Origin of the sequence: Planktophila turicensis (SeqCode) (assembly GCF_965234405.1) — a bacterium.
GTDB classification, from domain to species: Bacteria; Actinomycetota; Actinomycetes; order Nanopelagicales; family Nanopelagicaceae; genus Planktophila; species Planktophila turicensis.
Window position 1 is genome coordinate 23,188 of the sequence record NZ_OZ248346.1, and the last position, 23,312, is coordinate 46,499.

A 23,312-nucleotide genomic window follows, 5' to 3' on the forward strand; every position below is an offset into this window, starting at 1 on the left:
CCATGCCTGCAAGCCTGCCAACCCCCGCTGCTCCAGCGCCGGATGCACGCCGCAGCGTCTTAGCAATCCCAGCCTTTCGCAGGCTCTGGAACTCGATGCTCTTCTCATCCCTTGGTGATTGGCTCGGCCTTCTTGCAACCACGGCGCTCGCACAACAACTCTCTGGCGGCTCATACGCAACAGCAAACTTCGCAATCGCCGGCGTCTTTATCGCTCGCTTACTTCCTGCAGTATTTCTCGGCCCCATCGCCGGAGTAATCGCCGATCGCTTCGATCGCCGCCGCCTTATGGTCTCAGTCGACATCATGCGCGCAGCTCTCTACATCTCTATTCCAATCGTTCACACATATTTCTGGCTCTACACCGCAATGATTCTCGTCGAGTGCCTAACTCTCTTCTGGTCACCTGCAAAGGAAGCATCAGTTCCCAACCTTGTCCCACGCGACAAACTCGAGAATGCAAATCAAGTTTCACTCCTTGCTGCATACGGAACTGCACCAATTGCAGCAATTCTCTTCTCACTTCTCACACTTCTTTCAGGTGCGCTCGCAGCAATCAGCCCACTGATTCCAAGCAACTCAATCGATATCGCCCTTTATGTCAACGCACTCTCATTCTTATTCGCCGCATGGACAATCCGCGGCCTCAAGGAAATACCAAAGGGTTCTGCATCTAAATCAAATAAAGATGAGAACGTCGGACAATCCTTGATTCAAGGATGGAAAGCTGTCTCTGAATCAAAAATCATCCGCGGTCTCATCATCGGAATGGTCGGCGCATTCTCAGCAGCTGGCGCTGTTATCGGTCTTGCCCGCACATTCGTAGGCGACCTTGGTGGCGGAGATGCCGCATACGGTGTTCTCTTCGGCTCTGTCTTTACTGGTCTTGCGATCGGTATCGCATTCGGCCCTAAAGTATTTGCACAGTTCTCGCGCCGCCGTTTATTCGGCGCAGCGCTCACAACATCTGGTGTTTTCCTTGTTCTCTTAGCTCTTATCTCAAACCTTGTTCTTTCGGTCTTTATCGTCGCAATCCTCGGAGCCTTCAGTGGAATCGCTTGGGTTACCGGCTTCACCATGCTCGGCATGGAAGTCACTAATGATGTTCGCGGCCGCACCTTCGCATTCGTACAGTCATTGATCCGCATTACTTTGGTGGCAGTTCTAGCAATCGCTCCAATCATCGCCGCCACAATCGGTGAACACCGCTATGAATTCCAGACAATCGTTCTTAACTACAACGGCGCACAGATCACGATGCTCATCGCAGGAATCATCGCTGCTCTCATTGGTTCTGTTTCATATCATCAGATGAAAGATCGCCCAACAGTCTCTCTCTGGTCTGACATCCTCGCAGCCCTTCAAGGCGAACTCGGTGCAATCACCGGCACGCAATCAAAGGGAATCTTCATCGCATTCGAAGGTGGCGAAGGCACCGGTAAATCAACACAATCACAACTTCTTGCAAAGTGGCTTGAACAAGAAGGCGAGACTGTTGTTCTATCGCGCGAACCTGGTGGAACAGATCTTGGAAAAGACTTACGCAAAATTCTTCTCGGACATGAAACAGGAATTATTAGTCCACGCGCAGAGGCTCTTCTCTATGCAGCAGATCGCGCCCACCATGTCTTCTCTGTAATCCGCCCAGGCCTTGATCGCGGAGATGTTGTCATCACCGATCGCTACTTCGATTCTTCTGCGGCTTACCAGGGCGCTGGTCGCGTACTAAATCCATCGGAAGTTGCACGCATCTCTCGCTGGGCAACAGAGAGTTTGTACCCAACACTCACAATCCTTATCGATGTGCCTGCGGAAATCGGACTTGGCCGCCTTCAATCACGCGATCGCCTTGAAGCAGAACCCACAGAATTCCACGAGCGCGTTCGCCAAGAGTTCTTACAAATTGCAATGATGGATCCTGAGCGTTACTTCGTGGTCAATGGCACACAAACTGTTGAAGAGATTCACGCACAAATCATTGCCCGTGTTGCAGAACTTCCAGAACTTAAGCGCAATGCAGAAGAACCTAAGAAGAAAAGATTTAGAAAGTAAATGACATCTGTCTTTGACGACCTCGTCGGTCAAGAACACATCATCGAGATCCTGCAGGGAGCCGTTGCTGCTTCTCGGACAGGTGAAGAATCACAAGAAATGACGCATGCCTGGGTCTTTACAGGCCCCCCAGGATCAGGGCGTTCATCAGCTGCAGTCGCCTTTGCTCAGGCACTAATCTGCCCTAACGATGGTTGCGGCACCTGCAATGACTGCAATTCAGCGAAAACTCATGGCCACCCCGATGTTGAAATCATTCGCACCGAAGGTCTCTCAATTAAAGTTGAAGAAGTCCGCGAACTTCTTACCCGTGTTGCATGGGCTCCATCCATGGGCGGCTGGCGAGTAGTTGTCATGGAAGATGCTGACCGACTTACCGAGTCCGCTGCCAACGCACTTCTTAAAGCAATCGAAGAGCCAGGCACTCGCACAGTCTGGTTACTCTGCGCACCCACACTTCACGATGTATTGCCAACTATTCGTTCACGTTGCCGCCACCTACAACTGCGCACACCAAGCCTTGAAGCAGTCACCAAGGTTCTTATCAACCGCGACCACATCGCTCCAGGCATGGCAGATTTCGCAGCTCGCGTTAGCCAAGGACATATTGGCCGTGCAAAATATTTAGCAACCAACGAATCCGATCGCAGTAACCGCAAAACCATCATGCATCTGCCGCTTCAACTCGGCTCACTCGCTGCCGCATTCCAAGCTGCACAAACGCTTGTAGATCTAGCAACAACAGAAGCGAATGCCTCATCTGATGAGCGCGACGAGAAAGAAGTTGAGAAGCTTCAAGAAGCTTACGGAAAAGGAGCAACCGGCCGCGGTATGGCAACCGGCGGAGCCAAAGCCGTTAAAGAACTTGAGAAAGAGCAGAAGTCTCGCTCGACCCGAATGGTCCGCGACTCCATAGATGGGGCACTACTTGATATTGCCACCTTCTACCGCGATGTCATGATGGTGCAATCGGGCAGTATAGATTCAATGATCAATATTGATATGCGCGAACAGATCGAAAGTTACGCAGCCAACTCACCATCACACTCAACAATCAATAAAATCAACGCCATCATGGACGCCCGCGAAAATCTCGCACGAAATTCAGCACCGCTCGTTATATGTGAAGCGCTGATGTGCAAGCTTTCTCGCTAGCTCGAGCTTTGAATTAATCCAATTAAATCATGAAAGTCGCTAAATTCCATCTCAAGTTGCGATAATCCCTTAAACTTCCCAGAAGGAACTTTCCTGAAAAAGTAGGAGGAAGACGGAAACAAGTGGTCAGCTTGCGAATCGCCTATTGACCACGTCTTACCAATTTCCGGTTCAACGTATTTCTTGACCATTAATTCTGACTTACCAGTCACCTTGTCCCCACCAGATTCCTCAGAAGTTACGATTAGATCGAAAGATTTCTCTAACCCCAACCAGGCTAATTTTCTAAGCTGAATTTGAGTGGATAGGTCTGTAACAAGAATTAGCTTAACCTGATTCAATCGAAGCAAAGATATGAAAGCCTCCACTCCATTAAATAGAGTCATTTTGTCAAAGTAACCACGCCAAAAAACTTGTTCGCATTCAAGTGCGAAAGTAGCGTAAGTGGGGAATTTATTTGAGTTCAAAAACTCACGAATATACATTAGGCGGCTGTGCGCGGACGCGCTAAGTCCCAAAGTCTCTTTGACCTGCACGCGCGCAGCCGACCACAATTCGTAGAACTCATTTTCAGAGATACGCAAGTTATCTTTCAAATGCTCCATTAAGTAATGTTCGCCAGCCAAATTGGCAACATTATAATCGTAAAGAGTATTGTCTAAATCGAAAATAACTAACTCAGGAGTATCAAACATAATTTCTACGTTTTCTGAGTAAATACAAAATCGAAATCAAGGAAAGTACCCCCACTGAACCATCTGAAAAGACAGGACTTGAAGTAAACAATTGTTCAGGTGACTCCAAGTTTCGATTGAGTATAAGAACTGCATCTTGATTCTTGAAATAAGTCGGATCTATTTCCAACGACATAGCGTTGTGAGATCTTTGAAGAATACTTGGAGTGCTCAAGACTGCATTCAATAGTTGACTAATTTCCCTTACGAATGCGGAGTCCTTGGACTCGAGAACAACACCTAGTCTTAGAGGCGAAAAAGAAATACATTTCATATGAAAATGTAAGTCTGAATCGTGAAGCTGAGGCAGAACAAATTCTTGATAATGTGCAGCCCGTTCGACAATCGATTTTCTAATTTCAGCCTCATTCGCATAGTGCCTTGAAGCCATGTCCCGCGATATTTTTAGCTGTACACGAAGATCGTCATCCATACTCATAAAAATTTTCAGGTCTGCAAGTTCAGAACCTGGAATTAGAATGGAATGTATTCCATTGGCAATAACTACTTGTGAAGAGTTTATTCCTCTCGGTAATGTGAATCGACCCACCCTATGGTCATAGTGTTTAACGAAAACCCTCTCATCATTCAATAGCTTCTTGAAGTCCTTACCCATTCCTTCGAGATCGTTTGAGTCAGTTGATAAATGTGTTGTGCTTAACCATGAGGAGTCTCCCCTTTCATGTAAGTGATAGTCGTCACCAAGCAAAAGAGCCACTTCTTGGTCTCCAAAAAGTCGTGCAATCTCATTGGTCAACGTATCTTTGCCAACCCCGGAATCCCCCGCAATGTTTATGGCCAGAGGCTTTTTTGAGAGAGAATAAATATCTCCAAGCTTGCCAGCTTCGTGCATTATCTTTAATACAAGTACCACCCCGAGGACAACCAAAGATGTGAACAACAAACCGCTGAGTAAGTTAATCTCTGAGAGATTAACTCGGACATCACCAAAGAAACGGCTCACCAAAACAGTTTCCGCACTTAGGAAAAAGAGAACCACATTGAGCTGCCAGATATAGTACAGAGCAAGGGTTCGGGTGGAAGATTTTCGAAGTGTGAAGAGAGCGAAGGGTAGCGACCAGTAATACCAACCAACCGAGGAAGTTTGAGTAAATGCCAAAACGAGATATCCAATGCCTACATATGAGACCAGAACAAATGTTGAAATATGATTCAAGCTCCAGAACGCAAGAATCACAATCAGGTACACCACGGGAAGCAAGTACAAAACTGATATGCCCAATTGAATTTGAGCATCTAAGGTTTTAAGGACCTCGGGTGTTTCTAAGACCATAACATGATAGCCTTGTGAATATATCGCGGGCAGAAGCAAGAAAAATAGCCCAGGTATCAATCCAAGAACAAAACTCGATCCAGCTTTGCGTTTGGAACCTCTTGATAAGAAAAACACTAGAAAAAAAGGTATTCCCAGAACGAAGCTAAACTTGGCAGCGCATGCAAGCCCAGCCATTAATCCGGCTTTCCCCCAATGATTTCTCATGGCGAAAAGAGCAGAAGCAAAGAAAAGTGCCGATGGGATTAAATCTATTTGGCCGTGCACGTACGATATATAGATGCTCAATGGGGAAAAGATTGCAAACCACGGCCAAGCGCCCTTGCTTTCCATGTCGAACACCCTTACTGCCCTAAATATGAAAAACTCAATAAGTAAAACAGTAGTAAGAATTAAATAGCTGAAGCCCATTTCTATAGAAAATGACTGAAGTATTTTGTGAGTAACAATGGCAGGGAGAAACACCAAATACATCACTAATCCATAGGGGAATGCATCACTTCTCCCAGATGAATTTACCCATGCACTCCATGGGTCATGAAAATTAAATCCAGTAATTGTAAAAAAGGGAACAAAGAGCTCCTCTTGAATTGAAGAAGAGAAAAAAACAATGAAAATTAATCTCACAGCTAACCAGGACAGAATTTTCAATTTCTTCATACTTCCCAGCTCTTGGCGAACTTTGTGCAGACCCCATCGATGATTAATTCTTCTTTCCGAATTAGCTCATGCAGAATGGACATTTCACTAGATTCATCACCCCGCTGCAGTTCGGGTGAGACCAAACATGACTTCTGGCCATTCTGGGAAATCGCCCTTACTGCAGTCGGCAAATACGACCAATCTCCTGAAAATGAATCGAGCCAAACCCACTCCGAACCCGACTTGAGACAAGTGTCCAAATCTTCGAAATCACTCACTCGTGTTGCTAACTTATTAACCCCCATAGCTATCGTCCGTCGAATCGACGGGTAATTCTGATCCAAAAAAAAGTAGTCTGAGATACCAAGAGGATTTAGTGCCTCAATAATTGCATTCTCTAGTGAATCTTCTTTCACATTGAGAATCAGCGATTGGCCTTTCCAAGATTTGAGCCAGTCCGAAAAAAGTTCTCCACCGACAAAAGGATCGTGCGCAAGGATTAAATTACGATCCTGGGATCTAAGGTCAATTTCAACACCATAATGAGCCGGAATCCTTTCCAACTCAGATCTCGAATTAATTCGGTGGCTATAAATTTTCATTTAAAATTTTCCTTAAATTGATCGAATACTTACAGGTGCGAACAATAAACTTAAATCTAGAGATAATTCCGAGATTCCATTTGGAGTGCCCAAATTGACGTGGAAGAAATCTAACGCAAATACGCCTTATTTCTAATTGTTTGCGTGACGCCTCGAGTAAAACATAAAGGTCGAGGGAGAAATCATTTGGCGGAGACACCCACATTTCGTAAAATTTTCTACGGAAAATGGTTGGCTGGGCATTGATTTCCTCAAGACTAATCTTGAATAATCTGGATTCAAATATTGACATCCCTCTGGAGAAGAACCTTTCACTCCATTTTCTTCCAGTCCGATGACCTTTCACAAATTCTGCGCCGTCCTTAATCTTAAGTAAACCGTTGAGACAGTCAATTAAAGGGGTTTGCAAATCAGCATGCGTCCAACCGATGATCTCGGCAGAACTAACCTCGAGGCCAGCCTTGATCCCACCCCCATACCCTTGGTTTTCAGGTAATTCCACTATTTTGAAATTTCGCTTATCCCCAACCAATTTCAGAAGAAATTCTCTAGTTCTATCCTTTGAGCCATTATCAACAAGGATGAATCCCAGTTCATGGTTAGAGGCGTTGATAACTGAAATACATTCCTGGATCAGTTCAGGCAAACCTGACTCTTCGTCAAAGCAAGGAATCACAATTTCTGCGTACATCATTTCGAAATCTCCTGGTGAGTAGACTTGTCAATACACAAATAGAGTTTGTTTACCAAAACTACACGTGCTCCCCAAAAAGTACGGGGCATCACCCGACCACTAACTCGGAGAATCATCATTAACCAATAAATCTGGACGGATTTGAAAAACAGATTCCCAGTATCTATATGTTTCGTATTCGTCCGGAGTCCCTAGACTTACAAACAAATCTGGAATTACCCCAAACACCTTCCAACCCTCTTGGGCCGCAAAACCAAGTAGTGAATCCAGGTAATACTCCCCATTTACGGTCTCACCTTCATCCAGGAAGGTACGGATCAAGCTACTGGCTTGCACATCATCTCCGAAATAGAAAGTACCTGTAATCACATAAGTCTCGTCTTTAGTCAGGGGTTTCTCTTTCACCCAAGAATCGGAAACTCTCCCATCTCGATCTAAAATCACCCACCCGAATTGCTCCGGGTTCTGTGTTGCATATTCAGTTGGCCGGGTGACCCAGACGTAAATCGTTTTTCCGCGTCGAGGTGACTTGAACTGAGCTCCTGGGAAAACAAGTGAATCGCAAGTTCCGACAATACAGCTGCCAACCGATTCCGCAGCTAAAGCAATCAGAGCGGACTGCGCCTGTCCCTTTGTCAAACCTTCCACTGAGCGAATCTCAATGTGATCCCGACTCAATACTTTCTCAAATCTATCTGGGATGGCAAATCCCTTCTGCAGAAGAATCCCCTTTGAGAGCAGCGGCTCACCCATGGAATTCAACGCTGTAGTTGCTAAGAAATCTTCACCAACTGGCAGGCAAGGCTTTATCACTCGATAGCCCGCTCTAGAAAATCTTTTCCCTTCACCTGCAGCCAGTATCTCAATTCTATCGACGTCGATATCTTTCGATTTATTGGTTGACTTTCGAGTGAAGAATTCTTTCTGCCATTTAAATTCTTCAAAGTCTTCAGGAGTTCCCCACTGAAAGAATTTCTCAATTTCAAAATTTCTAATGTCCAGCCCAGAGGAAATCATATTTTTATAGGTCAAACTGATATAAAACTCGTCGTTAAAACTGTCCGCGTTTGAAATTTGATTTTCAATTGCCCTAATTAGGATTTTTCCGGTGGCAAAACCATAAGTCCCAGAAGAAGCGTGCTCGCTCATTGGATTGATTGTGAAAGACAACTTTTCTCTTATGTCTGTTAACCTCCCGGAGTTATCGAGACTTAGGTATGCATACTTAGAATTTCTAATCATGTGCGGATGAAATCCCGTGTATGTAGCAATCAGTCCATCAATTCCAGACTCAAGCTGGCTTCGAAATGCGTTGAAATCCCACAGACAAGCAAAATCGCAGTAGTTAACTACTACTGACGAACTAAGGTCAATGTATTCACTCGCTTCTTTGATTGCCCATCCCGGCCCCAGATTATGTGAATCTATAACTGCAATTTGTGCGTTAGGAGCAAACTTTCTCAATTCTTTTTCAAGTTGAAGCTCAGGATCTTCAAAGTGTCTTCGATTTACAATAAACAGAATTTCCTCGACGCCGGGGTACATCTCTACCACGTGTTGAACTATTGGTTTTCCCGAAATTGGAATCAAGGGTTTCGGAATACGGTAACCCTTTTCCTGGAATCGTTTCCCAGTACCAGACATAGGAATGACAAGTTGCATTAATTTGCCATCTGAATTCTCTTCTTCTCTCTATCCCAGTTCAAAAGAGATTCAACCTCCTGGCTAGACAGGTAGCAAATGCGAGTCTTCTTCTCAACAAGTTTGGCAACCCTAGAATAGAAGTATGCCATTTCTATTCGATCTTTCGAAAAATAAGACGGGAATAACAATTCACCGAAACTGTTTATCGAAACAGATTTCTCTGATGGCGAATTGGATTCAATGAAAGGCTTAGGGCCGAGAAACACGGCCTGATCCGGAGTCAACACACCAGAGACTAGAATTTCAACCCAGCTTGGGAATTCCTCGCTTTTTTCCAGTTCGCCAAAAATGAGTTCCACGTTATTTTCAAAAGTATTAATCTTTTTTTCTATTTCTTCTAAAGTTCTTGCCGTGAAGATCACGCCATGATTCCGCAATAGGAGGGTGTGATCCTGAAAGCCTTCGATTTTGTAAATGGCATTTGCAAGATCGACCCCTGGTCGGGCATACGGGACGATCCTTATCTCGCTGTTATTGAGTCTTGACTGAGTCAGTTCACTCGAGATACCAAGAGATATGGCACCTAGAGAATGGAGATGAGTCACAAAGTTGCCCTCTAACATTAAATGGAAGTTTGTCTCTATAGAAGGCAAAATTTCATTACAAAGATAATCTGAAAAATCATGCTTGTCTGCAATCTGTTTCGCAGTGAGTGAACCAAGTTTTATTTCAGCAAAAATATTTTGAATGTGTGCGTCTTTCAAACGAAAACCTGAACCTTTAACCCACATGCAAGATCCATTTTTGTAAGATGTGTTTCCGCCTGACGCTTGAACCAGGTCTGGGTTGGACCCAACTAGAGCAGAATGACTTTTTAGCCCTGCAAGTCCATTTTGATCCATATGCGGAGTTTAATCATTGGATCGGTTAGTATCTGAGTTTAGGGGATTATTAGTGGTAATTCCCGCTCCAAATGTAGTGCAAAATACGTCCATGCGCCTAGATCACGTTTCATACGTAACCTCCCACGACCAGCTCGCCGATACTGTACAACGATTGGGTTCGCGTCTAACGACTACCTTCGTGGATGGTGGCATCCATCCACGATTCGGCACGCGCAACTTCACCGCGGCACTTCAAGATGGTCAGTACATAGAAGTAGTTTGTCCTCTCGATCATCCAGCGTCCGAAAATACCCCTTGGGGGAAAGCGGTTTCTAAAAAAGCTCACGAGGGTGGTGGCTGGTTTACTTGGGTATTCAGCACTAAAGATATTGCACAAATAGAATCAAAATTTGGTCGGGGTGCAATTGAGGCCCATCGCACCCGACCCAACGGAACTGATTTAAAGTGGAAGCAGATAGGTGTAATGGAGATTGCCGATTCCCGCGAGCTCCCTTTCTTTATTCAGTGGCTGTCTGAAGACCATCCATCAAAAGATGGCACCGCTCTTGCAAAGATTAAAAAAATTGCAATTGCCGATGAGGATGAACTATCTGACTCCTGGTTTAAAGATGAGATTCTATCCTCACTTGAAAATGTCAGCATTGATTGGCTACGTCCAGATACCTGTGATAACCAAGTCGGGATAATTTCCGTTCAGTTTCACACACCGGGCGGATTAGTCACGATAGAGTAACTTTCGTTAGTTCAACAGGAGACTTGAGTTTACAAAGAGAAACCCTAGTTATAGTCCAAAAAGCCAGATTTAGTCTTTCTGCCAAGTTTGCCGTTTTCTAGTAGCTGGTCAAATATGTTTGCAGGCTTAAAGTTCCTTGTCGAATCTTGCAAATAGAGATTTTGAAGAATCACCTTACACGTATCAATTCCAATCAGGTCCATCGTTCGATAAGGTCCAATTTTATGCCCGAGGCTTAAACAGATAAGATTGTCTAATTCGACGGCAGACATCTCAGACTCCTCTAACAATAATGCGGCACGATTAAGCATTGCGAACAACAAAGCATTTACAACAAATCCTGGTTTGTCTTCGACCAGTACGGCTAATTGTCCCAAATCTGTAATCCACTGGCTCACGAAATCTACAGTTTCAGGTTGCGTTGAATGGCCCTTAACCAACTCAACTGAACGAATTTGACTGGGAGGATTCATGAAGTGGATACCTAAAAATTTTGAGTCAAAATTTAAATGTTGTTGAATTTGTGTGATTCCCAAAGATGAAGTGGACGTTCCAATTATGGCATTAGGATTCATTAACCGGATTTTTCGAATAACCTCAACCTTAGTTTCAAAGTTTTCGACTACACACTCAATTACTAAATCTAAATTCGAAAAAGCTTGCAAATCAAAGCCAGTAGAAAATCTAGGATTAATGAGTGTCGCATCCTGATTTTTTGACACGAGTAATCTGAGAATCCCTCTTGCCATTAACCCGCTTCCAACCACTCCTATTTTCATTCGAACTTAATCCTTGCCGGGTCAGATTTTAATTCGTTGTAGAGATCTCCCAAGTTTGGTGGATAGCCCCTATTGAAGTGAAGCGCCCATGGGTAATGAGAATCGCCACCATTAAAAGTCTTAATTTCTCTGATGTTCTTAAGAATTCTGGCAGGGGTTCCTACTGCAAATAGTTCGTCCGGGAGGTTTTTGTTCAAAAGCGAGTGAGAACCAAGAAAAGATCCGAAACCTACTTTTATGCCAGGAAGTATCGTGGCCATTGTCGCTATCACCGCAAAATGTGAAATTTCGACACCTACCAGTAGTTCACTTGGTGGATTTGGATCGTTTGTAAGGACGACATATGGATACAACCAGGCATACATTCCAATAACTGACCCTTTTCCCACATGGACATTACTGTGTAACTTTGAGTAATCACCAATTCGGCAGTCTCCTTGAATGTCACTTAGAGTACCAATCTGCACACTGCATCCGATTCTAGAATTCTCTCGAACGGTAACACCATGACCAGTCACCATACTGTCACCACAATTCGAACCTAAGTAAAACCTTGAGTGAGATCTAATCGTGGACCCAGAACCGATAGATAGTGTTTTCGAGGATGCTAAACCGCTATCAATCCCGAGATCGCAATGGCTCCCAACTGTCACACCATCACCAAGAGTCACACCACTTCTGATAATGGTAAAGGCTTCAATATTGCAGTTGTCTCCAATGTACACACCAGGTTCTATTAATGCACTTGGAGATATTTTACAAGATCTAGATATCACCGGAAACCCCTAACCGTAAGAACGACTCAAATCTATCATTGAGAGTGATAGGTCACGCCATTTTGCTGCCAAATTAAATGCAAGATTACAAACAATAAATCTTAGCTTGGTGTGTATTCATCGGAACCTGTCCCCAGAAAAAATGTCCATCTACTTAATAGAGGAATCCAGTGAGGCCCACTCTCTCAAGGGAAAAAAAGTCGGCGCAGTACAGACCAAGATTCTACGATATCGCCCTCCCGCCAAACCAAGAAGCAAGGCAGTAGGCACATTCCGACAATTTCCCACTTTGATAGGCGCAACCCAAATTCGGTTATTTCGCGTTTAATGAACCAAAAAAAAGTAGGAGCCATTAAACAAAGTGCATCTCGAGTGGATTCCGTAGTTACGATTCCAAAAAAACATGGTATCCATATGCACCAACCAACCACCCATAACTCTCGGGATTTGATTGAATGACCTATGCGCTTAAAAATCTTAGGAATTAGAATTACTAGGGGACCGAGTACGGAATAGAAATAGAGCATTGGGCTTACGACCAAGAAACCTTTTACTGAATAACTCCACATACTAGGTCCAAACTCCTCTGTCCGACCCATTCCACCGAGCCACATCCGTTCGAAAATCCAGATTAGAACTACCAAAGCAAAGGGGGCGAAGTATTGAAGCCGAACTTTTATTGGTTTATTTGAGATGAGTGAAAGTGCAATCGAAAACAGAAAAGTCGCAATCAACGCCTGGGGAGTATTGCCAGAGGCCATTATTGCAGCACCGACTATGCGGGTAGGGGTTGAGGTTCCACATCCTAAGATAATCGCACCCAAGATTGTTATGACATCAAAGTAGCCGATTTCTTGCATAATCATCATTGTAATTGGGCACGCCGCAAAGATCACAAAAAGTGTTTTTCGTTTTTCGTTGTCAAGATTTGATGTATGAGAAAACAGAATGAGTAGCATGAAATAGATCAGAGACAAACCAAGATGTAAAGAAAACCAACCCACTCTTGAATCGATTCTTAAAAGGTGTGCCAATGCTAAATCCCCAAAGTTTTCTACTGAAAATACAGAACTAGGGTGAGGCCAAACCTTTGCCCAATCGAGTGCATAAAAATCATAACCCCAAAAATTTAAACCATTCCTAAGCGTCACTGATATTCCTATGACAGGCACTACTGTAAACGCCCAGGAGTAAGGGGAATTTTTCAACTTAGACAAAATGGAACTCATCGTTACCCCTTCAATCTCTTCTTTGGGACAGCGAAACTTTTTAGCGGAGTCAAATGTATCACTTAGAAATATGCCAAAAGGGTAGAAGTCAGTGAATCAGTTGAAAACTTCGAACCAAATTATTGCAGCATTGACTTGTTTCGGAGGTTTTGTGACTCAAGCTTCCCCGCTTTTGAATCATTTGTGACTAGACAAAAACACTTCAGGATCAAGCAACTCTTAGGTCTGACTCTGCCCACAGATTAAATTTTTTGTGAACCTTAGGCTCATGGACGAGACACCTCTATGGTTGAGCGAGAAATAGGGTTTTAGAGATCTTTAGGTTGAGCTATTTCTATTCATGACTGTGTCGAATCCACTTTAAGATAAGAACCACATTTCTGATGTTAAGATTTCTGTAGTCGGCGATACCACTTTTACTGAAAAAAAATGGTCCGTTTGAACATTTATTCTAAATAACTAGCATGGCAGAAAGCGATGCGTACAATGAAAAATGACAGAATATCTAACCTACTAGTTACAGGCGCAAATGGATTTGTTGGCCAAGCATTTCTGGACATGCTCGAGGAATTCGACTACAACCTGAGACCAAATAAGATAACGCTGGTCGGACGGTCAGATAGATGCCCTCGGGACCTGTCGAACTTTGGTAATTCAATCACCTATATCTCAGCAGACCTTACGAAAACATGGGATTTTGATTGCGGAAGCGCATACGTCCTAAATCTAGCTGCGGATGGAGGACCTACCTCTTATAGCGACACCGCTGCTCAGGATTTTGAAAAGATTAATCTTAATTTGTCTACCTGGGCGATCAAGAATAAACCTTCTATTGTGGTTCATGCATCTACCGGAGCATGCTTTGGGCTGAAGCAGTTACAAAATGAAGAGATTAGAAATCAAGATGCAACAGTAGAGTTACTTAGAAAGAAACGGTTTATTGAGTCACGCATTTTGGCAGAAAAGACCCTCCAAAAATTACAAGCGGAGTTTGGAATTCCAGTAAGTGTCTGCCGTCTATTTAGTTTTGTGGGAAAGCGATTGCTTGAGAAGAAGCAATACGCAATTTCTTCATTCATCGATTCTGCAATTAGAGAAAAAAGAATCATAGTAAAGGGTAATCCCAAGACAGTTCGCAGCTACTTGAGCGAACAAGACATGAGCACATGGCTTTGGTCTGCCTTAAAATTGCCGGCTTCGGATGAGATTCTCTCTGTTGGTAGCAGCCGCGGAGTCACCCTTGGTGAACTTGCGCAATATATCGCGGGCCAGACAGATTCAAGTATCATTTATGAGAATCCAGACGCTTTCGGTGACGAATATGTTGCCGATAACTTGAAGACACTCGATTTCTTGAATGTTTCAGAGGGTAAACTTTGGGAAGAAAGCACACTTGAGTGCATTGATTTCTTGAGAGGAATACATGAACGAGGTTGAAAAGACAGGCGCCGATATTCTCGTTGATTTTTTAATCTCTCGCGGAGTAAGTATTGTTTTTTGCATCACGGGTGCTGGAAATCTAGCAATCGTTGATGCAATAGTTCGAGATGGCAGAATTAAATTGATTTACTCACATCATGAGCAGGCAGCGGTAATGGAAGCCCAAGGATACTCACGTATTTCTGGTGAACTTGGCGTCGCATTAGTGACCACCGGAGGGGGCATCTCAAACGTAGTAACGGGTGTTTTAAGTGCTCATCTCGACTCTATTCCTACGCTGATCATTTCCGGCAATGAAAGTTCCTTCCACTGCGAAAATCAATCTCAACTTCGCGCTTATGGAGTTCAAGGATTTGATTCCGTATCTGTGCTCCGCCCAATTACTAAATTTTCGGAACGTATAAAAGATGTCTCTGAGACTATCGCTGTAATGAACCACGCAGCAGATTCAGCCATGGCTAATCGAATGGGACCTGCCCATGTCGATTTCCCAATGGATTTACAAAGGAAAAAAACTACGTTTAATAACGAACAGAATCACATAGTAACAGTCCCCTCACCTCAAGCAAATCCAACCGAGATTCAGGAATTCGTAAATCGATTGACTTTAGCTTTAACACAAAGCATCAAGCCGACTCTTTATCTTGGAAATGGATGCCGGGAACCCGAGATATACAATCAGGTTCAACGTTTGATCAAAGAATTTCAAATCCCTTATTTTATTTCGTGGTCAGCGATGGATTTATTCCCAGATGCAGATCCATTGAACTTTGGAAGGGTCGGAATTTATGGAGACCGTGCAGCCAATATTCTTCTCCAGAAATCGGATCTTATTCTGACATTAGGGACTCGACTCGCGATTCCACAACTTGGATATGACCGAGCGGATTTTGCCAGAAAAGCAAGCAAATGGGTTATTGAAATAGATCCTACTGAATGTCAGAAATTTTCCGGTCTTAACTGGAATGTTCTAAACTTGGACGCCAAAGAATTTTTGGATTACATAATCCCGGCTTATGCTTCCAAGAAAGTGGCTGAAACTAGATTCTCAGAATGGATCCGTGAAGGGGGCTTGCTTTGGGAAGAACTCCCACGTCGGGATCAAGTTGGGCCGATGGGTTCGGAAAACCTAGACTTTCTACACTCAGCCGAAGTAATTGAAGTCTTGAACAGAGAACTTGCTGAAGACGCAATTCTTTCGACCGATGTGGGAGCAGGTCTCCTCACAGGCCACTATATGTATGAACAGAGCGGAAACCGTCGATTATTCACTTCGCAAGGGCTTGGAGAAATGGGATTTGGTCTCCCGGGGGCTATAGGCGCTCATTTTGCGGACCAAACAAAACAAATTGTTTGCTTGAATACTGATGGTGCAATTATGTTTAATCTCCAAGAATTGCAATTAGTTAAAGAGCATCAGATACCACTAAAGCTCTTCATCTTTAATAATTCAGGATATTCAATGATTAGAATTTCTCAGAATAACCTGTTTGATTCCCGAGTCGCAGGTTCTACAACTAGTTCAGGAATCAGTTTCCCAGATTTTGGAAAATTAGCCGATCTCTTTGGTTTAGAACACGTCGTTCTTGAGAAAGCGAATGAATGGAAGATTCAATTGACTGAAGGGTTAAAGTCCACCGCTGCAGTTCTTTTTGAAGTAATTATGAATCCTGAACAAAAGTATCTTCCTCGACTGGCCACAAGTAAGTTATCTGACGGCACTCTTATTTCACCACCACTTGAAGATTTAGATCCGCTATTGGAACTTAGTGACTTAGAGAAATTTCTTGGGTACCCAGCCCATCAAAACTCTAGACGCGCTCGTGGAATGCAATGATTTCTGAGAATATCCGAGTTGCAATTATTGGGACAGGGAATATTGGTTCGGATTTATGTGCCCGAATGCTCCGAAATCCAGAATTTGAAGTAGTCGCGCTCTCGGGAAGGAGAGCAGATAGTCCAGGGTTACTAATGTTCAAGGGCCAAGTTCCAAATTTACTGTCAAATGGCTTGGATGGCCTTGTCGAAATTAAGAATGAATTCGATGGTTTTTTTGATGCAACATCAGCATATGACCACCCACTACATTGGGAAACACTAGGGGCTCTAGGGAAGTGGGCAATTGACTTGACGCCTTCTCAAATTGGAAAACCTATGGTTCCGGAATTGATTGAAAATTTGGTTCAATTCTCAATCAATGCTGATGAGGCCCTAAATTTCTCAATGGTTACATGCGGGGGTCAATCTTCAGCACCTTTGATTTATGCACTGTCAAAGAATTCGATCGGAATTTCTGAGGTCGAAGTATCGTCGAGCATTGCTTCTAAGTCAGCTGGGCCTGCAACTAGGCGAAATATTGATCAATATATCCAATCGACAGAGAATCTCGTTAGTCTCATTTCTGGTTGTGAATCTGTTAAAGCCATTTTGGTTCTAAACCCAGCAGAGCCTCCAGTAATGATGAGAACGACAGTGCAAATGAAAGTTGTTAATTGCGACGTAAATACTGCAATCAATGACTTAAATTCCGTAATCGCCCGAATTAATACTTACGTACCTGGATACCAAACCGTTGTAGAACCACATTTTTCTAGTCCTGGTGTTGTTTCAAGCACGGTTAAAGTAACTGGAGCAGGCTATGTGTTACCAGAGTATTCCGGAAACTTGGACATAATAAATGCAGCTGCGGTAGAAACTGCAATAAAAGTGTCTGCGCTGAAAAGGCAGGGTCTTTTATGACTCACTATTACGATGTAACACTAAGAGATGGTAATCACGCTCTTCGTCATCAACTCAGTTCTGAATTCGTAAAAAAGTATTGTGAAATCTCGGACACCTCAGGAGTGTGGGCTGTAGAAGTAGGTCATGGGAATGGCTTAGGTGCCTCTTCTTACTTAGTAGGTAAATCTTTTGAGTCCGATGAAGTCTTGCTAAGCGCGGCAAGAGAAAAACTAAAGAATTCGAAACTGGCTGTGCATGCAATCCCAGGATTTGCCACCATTAAACGAGACCTAAAACCAGCAATTGATCTCGGAGTGGATATTTTTCGCGTCGCAACGCATTCAACTGAGGCTTCTACGGCAGAAAAACACATCAATTTCTTAGCTGAATCCGGCAGGACGGTTCATGGGGTTTTGATGATGAGCCACATGAACACAATATCTGGGCTGGTTGAACAAGCTACTTTGATGGCTTCCTATGGTGCGACAGCTGTGATTCTAATGGACTCTTCAGGGCATTTCTTGCAGACGGAAGTTAGTGAGCGAGTGGACGCAATAAAGAATGTATTGTCCATCGAAGTGGGCTTCCACGCACACAATAATTTAGGATTAGCGGTTGCCAATGCTCACGCAGCAGTTTCCGCGGGAGCATCGATTGTTGACGGAGCATCGATGGGTTTAGGCGCCGGAGCTGGAAATGCACAATTGGAAAACATTATTGCGGTGTCAAAACGCAATTCCTCCGAGACCAGAGAACTTGAAAATTTCTTGGAGATGAGTGCACTTGTAGAATCAAGTTATCCCGATAAACTACCTAGGACTTCTGGATCAAGCATCCAGAGTGGAATGGCGGGCGTTTTTAGTGGATACGCTCCGCAAGTAAAAATAGTTTCTGAAGAACTAGGAATAGAGATAAATACTTTGTGGCAAGAGATGGCAAAGCGAAAACTTGTTGCAGGTCAGGAATCGATGATTAGAGAGATAGCCCAAGACTTAATGAATCTATAGGTCTTAGTTTAATTTCTCGGAGACAATGTAAAGAGGACGCTGCTTCACTTCTTCGTAAATAAGCCCCAAGTATTGGGCTAATATTCCTATTGAGAGCATAGTCAGTGAAAATCCAAGTGAAATTAATCCAACAATAGAACCGTATCCAGCAAATGGAACACCACTTAGAATCCAGATTATTGAAGATGCAATCAGACCTACAAATGAAAGCGCGCTTGCGACAACCCCGAAAAATGACACAAACAATAAAGGTGTTGCACTGTAGGCGAGGATACTTCTTGAAGCTTGTGCAATAACAGATACAAGCGACATTCCGATCCACTTAGATTCACCAGCAAATCGCGGAGGGCGATCGATTTCAATATATGTCGTCCTGAACCCAACCCAAGAGCCCAAGCCACGCAGAAAACGATGACTTTCTCTTAACTGACGTATCGCCGAATATGTTTTTTTGCTTACTAAGCGAAAATCACTTACAGATTCGGGCAACATCCCGCCCGTCATTTTCTTTGCCGTCTTGTAGAAGATCTGTGAGAGGATTCGACGAAGAAATGGGACGGAGTCACGCGAACGTATCCGCACTAACACCTGCTCGTACCCATTCTCAAACTCCCTCAACAATGCAGGTATAGCCTCGGGGGGATCTTGCAAGTCTGAGGTCATTATTATCGCGATGTCTGAAACCGCGTGGTCTAGTCCGCAGGTAAAGGCAGCGTCTAATGTGAAATTTCTTGACATTCGGAAGCCAGTAATTCGCGAATCTTGCTTGGCGTAGTCTTCGATAATGTCCCAAGTCTTGTCAGACGACCCATTATCAGCAACTAAGATTCTAAATGTGTAATTAGGCTCATTCTCAAACACTCTGCGGACGCGGCCAAATAATTCAGGAAGACAATCTTCTTCATTAAATGCGGAGGTAATGATGTCTACGCTGGTAATTGTCTTTAATGGCTCAGAGCTATTTGACATGTGAAAACCTCAACCAGGGTGGGATTGGCATTGTTGCATACTTAGATAGCTCCTGTTTTTCTCGAAGCGTATCCATTGGCTGCCAAAAATCATCGTGGTGGTACGCCATCAATTGATTTTCTTTGACTAATCTGGGTAATGCTCCCGACTCGAATGGTTCAGAGTCATCGTGTACATAATTGGCTACTTCTGGTTCGAGAACGAAAAAACCGCCATTGATCCAACCAGCGTCGGATTGATTCTTTTCACCGAAATTCGAAACGCGGGAACCCTCGATTTCGAGATTACCGAATCGTGCTGGAGGGCGCACGGCAGTAACAGTTGCTAACTTGCCATGTGATTCATGAAACGCAATAAGTTTCATGAGATCTACGTTTGCTAAGCCGTCCCCGTAGGTCGCAATTACGCGTTCACCAGGGAATGACTTCATGCATTGAGCGATGCGCCCACCTGTTTGAGTATTGAGGCCGGTTTCTAGAGCCGTCACATCCCAAGAAAGTTCTGAATTCTTTCGAAGGTGATGAAGTTCTTTGCTAAGAGTGTTAATTCTGATGTCACCAGAAAGATCGTTCAAGTCCAACAACCAACGTTTAATCACATCACCTCGGTAGCCGAGCGCTAAAACAAAATCGTTGAACCCTTGCACGCTGAAAATATTCATAAGGTGCCAAAGAATTGGTTTGTCGTCGACAAGCACCATAGGTTTTGGCTTGTTCTCAGTCTCTTCTGATAAGCGGGTGCCAAGACCGCCGGCGAGGATAATCACTTTCATTTAATCAGCCAAAATTTTGTGAATTGACTCAATGACATAATCCAACATTACAAGATTTAAACCAGGCCAGACCCCTACCCAAAAAGTGTCGTTCATGACTATGTCGGTATTTTTCAGGTCACCATGGATTCGGCGGGGTGTGCCCTGAAATGCGGGTTGCCGAAGAAGATTACCTCCAAAAAGTAGGCGTGTAGCAATATTCTTTTCATTAAGCCGCTGCACCATTTCATTTCGCGTAATTCCTGAAGAATTTCGCATTGTGAGAGCGAATCCGAACCATGATGGATCACTGAACTCAGTGGCTTTCGGCAAAATCAAATGGTCTTCCAAGTCAGATAAACCATCCGACAAATATTTCCAATTTCTTTTCCGAATCTCTACAAAAGACTCAATTCTATCCAGCTGCGCTAATCCGATGGCCGCTTGAATGTCCCCAGATTTGAGGTTGTAACCTAAGTGAGAATACGTATATTTGTGATCGTAGCCATCTGGTAATTCACCCAACTGCCAGTCGTAACGTTTTAAGCAAGTATTGTCACACCCAGGCGCACACCAGCAATCCCTACCCCAGTCACGGAAAGATTCTACGAGCACTTTGTGCGCAACTTTTTTTACAAGCACTGCTCCGCCTTCACCGGTCGTGATGTGGTGTGCGGGATAAAAACTGAAGGTAGATAGGTCACCAAAACTGCCAAGATTTTGACCATTATATGTGCCACCCAGAGCATCACAGCTGTCTTCGATTACCCAAAGATTATGTTTTGCCGCCAATTTCTGTACGAGATCCAAATTGAAAGGATTTCCTAAAGTGTGCGCCATCATGATGGCTTTAGTCTTGGGTCCAATCGCGCTCTCAAGAGCTTCTTCATTTGCAACATAAGTTTCAAGATCCACATCCACATAGACAGGTACTAAATTATTCTGAATTATGGGCGTCACTGTCGTTGGGAATCCGGCCGCCACAGTGAGAACTTCATCATCGGGACGTAACGCTCTGTCTCCAAGTTTTGAGCTAGTCAATGCAGACAATGCAACCAAATTGGCAGATGAACCCGAATTAACCATAAACGCATGGCGCATTCCAACCAACTTTGCAAAACGACTTTCGAATTTCTCAGTATACGGTCCCGCTGTTAACCAGAAATCGAGACTCGCATCCACGGCTGCAGCTAATTCTTCTTCACCAAAGATTTTGCCTGTAACAGGTACTGGAGATTCGCCCGCGATAAACATGTTTTGTGGGTGACGCTTTTTGAATTCCGAAGCAATTGTTGCTTCCAAAGATTGGTAATTCTCGTCCAAGAAACACCCTCAGGATCTCTAGTAGTGATTTAACTGAAATTACTTACCTACTATAGTTGATATGTGGACATGGAACTGGGAGAGGGGCTGAAAGGCCTACCGGGTCCCATCCTTGTCACAGGCCACACCGGATTCAAGGGATCCTGGTTAATGATGTTGCTGAATCATTTAAGCATTCCAGCTGTTGGATTTTCACTCCCTCCTGAACCAGAGAGTCTTTACCTTCGTGCAGACCTTTTTGGGAAAAATAGAGAACATTTCGGAGATATTCGCGATTTGTCTGAAGTAGAAAAAGTCTTTCAAATGTTCGCCCCATCGGCTGTTCTCCACATGGCAGCGCAACCGCTAGTCCTGAAATCTTATGAGGAACCTCTCGAGACTTTTGATATTAACATTATTGGTACAGCTAATGTTCTGACAACTGCTTTAGCTACTCCGGAAGTTAAAGTCATTGGCGTCGTTACTACTGACAAAGTCTATAAGAATGAAAATTCAGGGGTCTCGTTTCGGGAGAGTGATCCACTCGAAGGCAAAGATCCCTACAGTGCCAGTAAAGTTGGCACGGAAGCCGTGGTTTCTGCCTGGAGGAATATTTCGGAATTAAATTGCGGACCACAAATTATTTCCCTGAGAGCTGGAAATGTTGTTGGAGGCGGAGACTTTGCTGAAAACCGGTTGCTACCCGATTTAATTCGCGCGCAAATGAATCAGGAATCACTGGTTGTGCGAAATCCGAAAAGTACCAGACCTTGGCAACACGTGCTGGACCCCCTCTGTGGATACGTGAGCACCCTTGACAAGGCTCTTTCATTGAAAATCTCTAATGCATACAATTTTGGTCCAATGGCTGAGAGTTTGAGTGTGGAAAGAGTCATTGGTATCGCTAAAGAGCTCTTAGGTGATTCAATTCAAATCGTCGCAAGTGATAATCCTGTTCACGAAGCAAATGAGGCTGTGGCTCTTTCAATCAATCCCTCAAGGGCCTATAAAGAACTTGGCTGGGAACCTCTCTGGACTCAAGAAAAAGCTATAACCATGACATTAGAGTGGTGGGATAAAGTTCTAAATTCTGGAGTGTCTGCCATCGAAGCCTGTGCGCATGACATTGCATCGATTGATCGTGGTTAGACGCCAATGTTGATTTCGATCAATGAGCTTGTGAATGACTGGAACGTGAATCCTGAGTCAGTACTTCACGTTGGTGCCCACGAAGGGGAAGAGTCTACAGAATACGAACGCCATAACTGGACTCCAGTGATTTGGATTGAAGCCCAGCCGAAACTTGTACAGCAACTTCGAGAAAAATTGAATCCTGTGAATCATACAGTCATTGAAGCAGCAGTATTTAACGTAGACGATATAGAACTGGAGTTTAAGATTTCGTCAAACTCTCAATCTTCTAGTTTGCTAAATTTCGGTACACATTCCAGAGATTATCCCGAGATTACTTTTGTTGAGAAGTTGAAAGTGAAGACATCGAGGCTCGACACAATACTTGAATCTGGCAACATCCCAGAATTCATCAATTTAGACATCCAAGGAGTAGAACTCCCTGCCTTGGAAAGTCTTGGCGACTTAATCAATAAAGTAAGATTCATTTACACTGAGGTAAATCGGATAGGAGTTTACGAGGGCTGTTCACTCATTGGCGAAATCGATGACTTCCTAAATTCTCATGGATTTAAGAAGCTTACTTCCCGATGGCATTACCTCGAGGGCTGGGGCGATGCTCTCTATGTGAGAAAAGAGCAAAAACCTCAATCAATTGTCCAGCTGTTAAGGTCCAAATTCAGATTGATTATGTTTTATAAACCCCAGTATAAATCCATTCTCAGAGCATTTCTAAAAAAGTAATTCTATTTT

The 23,312-nt window shown here is 43.8% G+C and carries 21 protein-coding genes; 9 read left to right on the top strand and 12 right to left on the bottom strand.

Annotated elements, in window-relative coordinates; all coding sequences use genetic code 11:
* Window positions 1-2 precede the first annotated feature (2 nt).
* Entirely contained in the window at window positions 3-2,051 is a 2,049-nt protein-coding gene (gene tmk / locus AC8GFK_RS00100; protein ID WP_506625212.1) for a dTMP kinase, read from the top strand.
* Entirely contained in the window at window positions 2,052-3,206 is a 1,155-nt protein-coding gene (locus tag AC8GFK_RS00105) for a DNA polymerase III subunit delta' (protein WP_506625213.1), read from the top strand.
* Here AC8GFK_RS00105 and AC8GFK_RS00110 read toward each other — a convergent pair.
* The 6 genes from AC8GFK_RS00110 to AC8GFK_RS00135 form a co-directional block, all read right to left on the bottom strand.
* A complete protein-coding gene (locus AC8GFK_RS00110) occupies window positions 3,203-3,901 on the bottom strand; it encodes an HAD family hydrolase (RefSeq protein ID WP_506625214.1) in 699 nt (232 codons plus the stop codon). The two genes, AC8GFK_RS00105 and AC8GFK_RS00110, sit on opposite strands and share 4 nt — an antisense overlap.
* Complete coding sequence (locus AC8GFK_RS00115; protein WP_506625215.1) at window positions 3,894-5,894, bottom strand: glycosyltransferase 87 family protein; 2,001 nt, start codon at window positions 5,892-5,894, stop codon at window positions 3,894-3,896. The genes AC8GFK_RS00110 and AC8GFK_RS00115 overlap by 8 nt, the downstream gene beginning before the upstream one ends.
* The gene (locus AC8GFK_RS00120; protein WP_506625216.1) at window positions 5,891-6,478 is read right to left on the bottom strand and encodes a PI-PLC domain-containing protein; all 588 of its coding nucleotides are present in this window, start codon (window positions 6,476-6,478) and stop codon (window positions 5,891-5,893) included. Before AC8GFK_RS00120 ends, AC8GFK_RS00115 begins: the two co-directional genes overlap by 4 nt.
* Window positions 6,465-7,172 carry a glycosyltransferase family 2 protein gene (locus AC8GFK_RS00125; RefSeq protein ID WP_506625217.1) on the bottom strand — a complete coding sequence of 236 codons (708 nt, stop codon included), beginning with the start codon at window positions 7,170-7,172 and terminating at the stop codon, window positions 6,465-6,467. The genes AC8GFK_RS00120 and AC8GFK_RS00125 overlap by 14 nt, the downstream gene beginning before the upstream one ends.
* 99 nt (window positions 7,173-7,271) lie before the next feature.
* Window positions 7,272-8,834: a sugar phosphate nucleotidyltransferase gene (locus tag AC8GFK_RS00130; RefSeq protein ID WP_506625218.1), complete on the bottom strand. Its 1,563-nt coding sequence runs from the start codon at window positions 8,832-8,834 to the stop codon at window positions 7,272-7,274.
* Window positions 8,834-9,718 carry a class II aldolase/adducin family protein gene (locus AC8GFK_RS00135; RefSeq protein ID WP_506625219.1) on the bottom strand — a complete coding sequence of 295 codons (885 nt, stop codon included), beginning with the start codon at window positions 9,716-9,718 and terminating at the stop codon, window positions 8,834-8,836. The genes AC8GFK_RS00130 and AC8GFK_RS00135 overlap by 1 nt, the downstream gene beginning before the upstream one ends.
* A 91-nt stretch (window positions 9,719-9,809) precedes the next feature.
* On the opposite strand from AC8GFK_RS00135, the gene AC8GFK_RS00140 reads away from it, so the two are divergent.
* Complete coding sequence (locus tag AC8GFK_RS00140; RefSeq protein WP_506625220.1) at window positions 9,810-10,454, top strand: VOC family protein; 645 nt, start codon at window positions 9,810-9,812, stop codon at window positions 10,452-10,454.
* Between the two features lie 44 nt (window positions 10,455-10,498).
* Here the strand turns inward: AC8GFK_RS00140 and AC8GFK_RS00145 are convergent, their stop codons facing one another.
* The 3 genes from AC8GFK_RS00145 to AC8GFK_RS00155 all read right to left on the bottom strand — a co-directional run bounded on the left by AC8GFK_RS00145 (window position 10,499) and on the right by AC8GFK_RS00155 (window position 13,238).
* Window positions 10,499-11,233, bottom strand: coding sequence for a 3-hydroxyacyl-CoA dehydrogenase family protein (locus AC8GFK_RS00145; RefSeq protein ID WP_506625221.1), 735 nt, complete (start codon window positions 11,231-11,233; stop codon window positions 10,499-10,501).
* The gene (locus tag AC8GFK_RS00150) at window positions 11,230-12,009 is read right to left on the bottom strand and encodes an acyltransferase (protein ID WP_506625222.1); all 780 of its coding nucleotides are present in this window, start codon (window positions 12,007-12,009) and stop codon (window positions 11,230-11,232) included. Before AC8GFK_RS00150 ends, AC8GFK_RS00145 begins: the two co-directional genes overlap by 4 nt.
* A gap of 185 nt (window positions 12,010-12,194) precedes the next feature.
* Window positions 12,195-13,238 carry a hypothetical protein gene (locus AC8GFK_RS00155; protein ID WP_506625223.1) on the bottom strand — a complete coding sequence of 348 codons (1,044 nt, stop codon included), beginning with the start codon at window positions 13,236-13,238 and terminating at the stop codon, window positions 12,195-12,197.
* A 477-nt stretch (window positions 13,239-13,715) separates the two neighbouring features.
* Here AC8GFK_RS00155 and AC8GFK_RS00160 point away from each other — a divergent pair, with 477 nt between their 5' ends.
* The 4 genes from AC8GFK_RS00160 to dmpG are packed head-to-tail and all read left to right on the top strand — an operon-like array spanning window position 13,716 to window position 18,406.
* Window positions 13,716-14,675: an NAD-dependent epimerase/dehydratase family protein gene (locus AC8GFK_RS00160; RefSeq protein ID WP_506625224.1), complete on the top strand. Its 960-nt coding sequence runs from the start codon at window positions 13,716-13,718 to the stop codon at window positions 14,673-14,675.
* Window positions 14,662-16,515: a thiamine pyrophosphate-binding protein gene (locus AC8GFK_RS00165; RefSeq protein WP_506625225.1), complete on the top strand. Its 1,854-nt coding sequence runs from the start codon at window positions 14,662-14,664 to the stop codon at window positions 16,513-16,515. The genes AC8GFK_RS00160 and AC8GFK_RS00165 overlap by 14 nt, the downstream gene beginning before the upstream one ends.
* Window positions 16,512-17,417, top strand: a complete 906-nt coding sequence (locus AC8GFK_RS00170) for an acetaldehyde dehydrogenase (acetylating) (RefSeq protein WP_506625226.1) — start codon at window positions 16,512-16,514, stop codon at window positions 17,415-17,417. Before AC8GFK_RS00165 ends, AC8GFK_RS00170 begins: the two co-directional genes overlap by 4 nt.
* Window positions 17,414-18,406: a 4-hydroxy-2-oxovalerate aldolase gene (gene dmpG / locus AC8GFK_RS00175; RefSeq protein ID WP_506625227.1), complete on the top strand. Its 993-nt coding sequence runs from the start codon at window positions 17,414-17,416 to the stop codon at window positions 18,404-18,406. Before AC8GFK_RS00170 ends, dmpG begins: the two co-directional genes overlap by 4 nt.
* Before the next feature lie 3 nt (window positions 18,407-18,409).
* Here the strand turns inward: dmpG and AC8GFK_RS00180 are convergent, their stop codons facing one another.
* Genes AC8GFK_RS00180 through rfbH form a run of 3 tightly spaced genes read right to left on the bottom strand, consistent with a single transcriptional unit; the run spans window position 18,410 to window position 21,449 of the window.
* Window positions 18,410-19,375, bottom strand: a complete 966-nt coding sequence (locus AC8GFK_RS00180; RefSeq protein ID WP_506625228.1) for a glycosyltransferase family 2 protein — start codon at window positions 19,373-19,375, stop codon at window positions 18,410-18,412.
* Complete coding sequence (locus tag AC8GFK_RS00185) at window positions 19,365-20,147, bottom strand: sugar phosphate nucleotidyltransferase (RefSeq protein WP_506625229.1); 783 nt, start codon at window positions 20,145-20,147, stop codon at window positions 19,365-19,367. Before AC8GFK_RS00185 ends, AC8GFK_RS00180 begins: the two co-directional genes overlap by 11 nt.
* Window positions 20,148-21,449, bottom strand: a complete 1,302-nt coding sequence (gene rfbH / locus AC8GFK_RS00190; protein WP_506625230.1) for a lipopolysaccharide biosynthesis protein RfbH — start codon at window positions 21,447-21,449, stop codon at window positions 20,148-20,150.
* A 69-nt stretch (window positions 21,450-21,518) separates the two neighbouring features.
* On the opposite strand from rfbH, the gene rfbG reads away from it, so the two are divergent.
* Together rfbG and AC8GFK_RS00200 are read left to right on the top strand one after the other, a co-directional pair.
* Window positions 21,519-22,577, top strand: coding sequence for a CDP-glucose 4,6-dehydratase (gene rfbG, locus AC8GFK_RS00195; RefSeq protein ID WP_506625799.1), 1,059 nt, complete (start codon window positions 21,519-21,521; stop codon window positions 22,575-22,577).
* Between the two features lie 6 nt (window positions 22,578-22,583).
* A complete protein-coding gene (locus tag AC8GFK_RS00200; RefSeq protein WP_506625231.1) occupies window positions 22,584-23,303 on the top strand; it encodes an FkbM family methyltransferase in 720 nt (239 codons plus the stop codon).
* The last annotated feature ends 9 nt before the right edge of the window (window positions 23,304-23,312 follow it).

Bases quoted from the DNA above. Each gene is read 5' to 3' on its own strand.
- tmk (WP_506625212.1), top strand. From the start codon at position 3: ATGCCTGCAAGCCTGCCAACCCCCGCTGCTCCAGCGCCGGATGCACGC.
- AC8GFK_RS00105 (WP_506625213.1), top strand. From the start codon at position 2,052: ATGACATCTGTCTTTGACGACCTCGTCGGTCAAGAACACATCATCGAG.
- AC8GFK_RS00110 (WP_506625214.1), bottom strand. From the start codon at position 3,901: ATGTTTGATACTCCTGAGTTAGTTATTTTCGATTTAGACAATACTCTT.
- AC8GFK_RS00115 (WP_506625215.1), bottom strand. From the start codon at position 5,894: ATGAAGAAATTGAAAATTCTGTCCTGGTTAGCTGTGAGATTAATTTTC.
- AC8GFK_RS00120 (WP_506625216.1), bottom strand. From the start codon at position 6,478: ATGAAAATTTATAGCCACCGAATTAATTCGAGATCTGAGTTGGAAAGG.
- AC8GFK_RS00125 (WP_506625217.1), bottom strand. From the start codon at position 7,172: ATGATGTACGCAGAAATTGTGATTCCTTGCTTTGACGAAGAGTCAGGT.
- AC8GFK_RS00130 (WP_506625218.1), bottom strand. From the start codon at position 8,834: ATGCAACTTGTCATTCCTATGTCTGGTACTGGGAAACGATTCCAGGAA.
- AC8GFK_RS00135 (WP_506625219.1), bottom strand. From the start codon at position 9,718: ATGGATCAAAATGGACTTGCAGGGCTAAAAAGTCATTCTGCTCTAGTT.
- AC8GFK_RS00140 (WP_506625220.1), top strand. From the start codon at position 9,810: ATGCGCCTAGATCACGTTTCATACGTAACCTCCCACGACCAGCTCGCC.
- AC8GFK_RS00145 (WP_506625221.1), bottom strand. From the start codon at position 11,233: ATGAAAATAGGAGTGGTTGGAAGCGGGTTAATGGCAAGAGGGATTCTC.
- AC8GFK_RS00155 (WP_506625223.1), bottom strand. From the start codon at position 13,238: ATGAGTTCCATTTTGTCTAAGTTGAAAAATTCCCCTTACTCCTGGGCG.
- AC8GFK_RS00160 (WP_506625224.1), top strand. From the start codon at position 13,716: ATGCGTACAATGAAAAATGACAGAATATCTAACCTACTAGTTACAGGC.
- AC8GFK_RS00165 (WP_506625225.1), top strand. From the start codon at position 14,662: ATGAACGAGGTTGAAAAGACAGGCGCCGATATTCTCGTTGATTTTTTA.
- AC8GFK_RS00170 (WP_506625226.1), top strand. From the start codon at position 16,512: ATGATTTCTGAGAATATCCGAGTTGCAATTATTGGGACAGGGAATATT.
- dmpG (WP_506625227.1), top strand. From the start codon at position 17,414: ATGACTCACTATTACGATGTAACACTAAGAGATGGTAATCACGCTCTT.
- AC8GFK_RS00180 (WP_506625228.1), bottom strand. From the start codon at position 19,375: ATGTCAAATAGCTCTGAGCCATTAAAGACAATTACCAGCGTAGACATC.
- AC8GFK_RS00185 (WP_506625229.1), bottom strand. From the start codon at position 20,147: ATGAAAGTGATTATCCTCGCCGGCGGTCTTGGCACCCGCTTATCAGAA.
- rfbG (WP_506625799.1), top strand. From the start codon at position 21,519: ATGGAACTGGGAGAGGGGCTGAAAGGCCTACCGGGTCCCATCCTTGTC.
- AC8GFK_RS00200 (WP_506625231.1), top strand. From the start codon at position 22,584: ATGTTGATTTCGATCAATGAGCTTGTGAATGACTGGAACGTGAATCCT.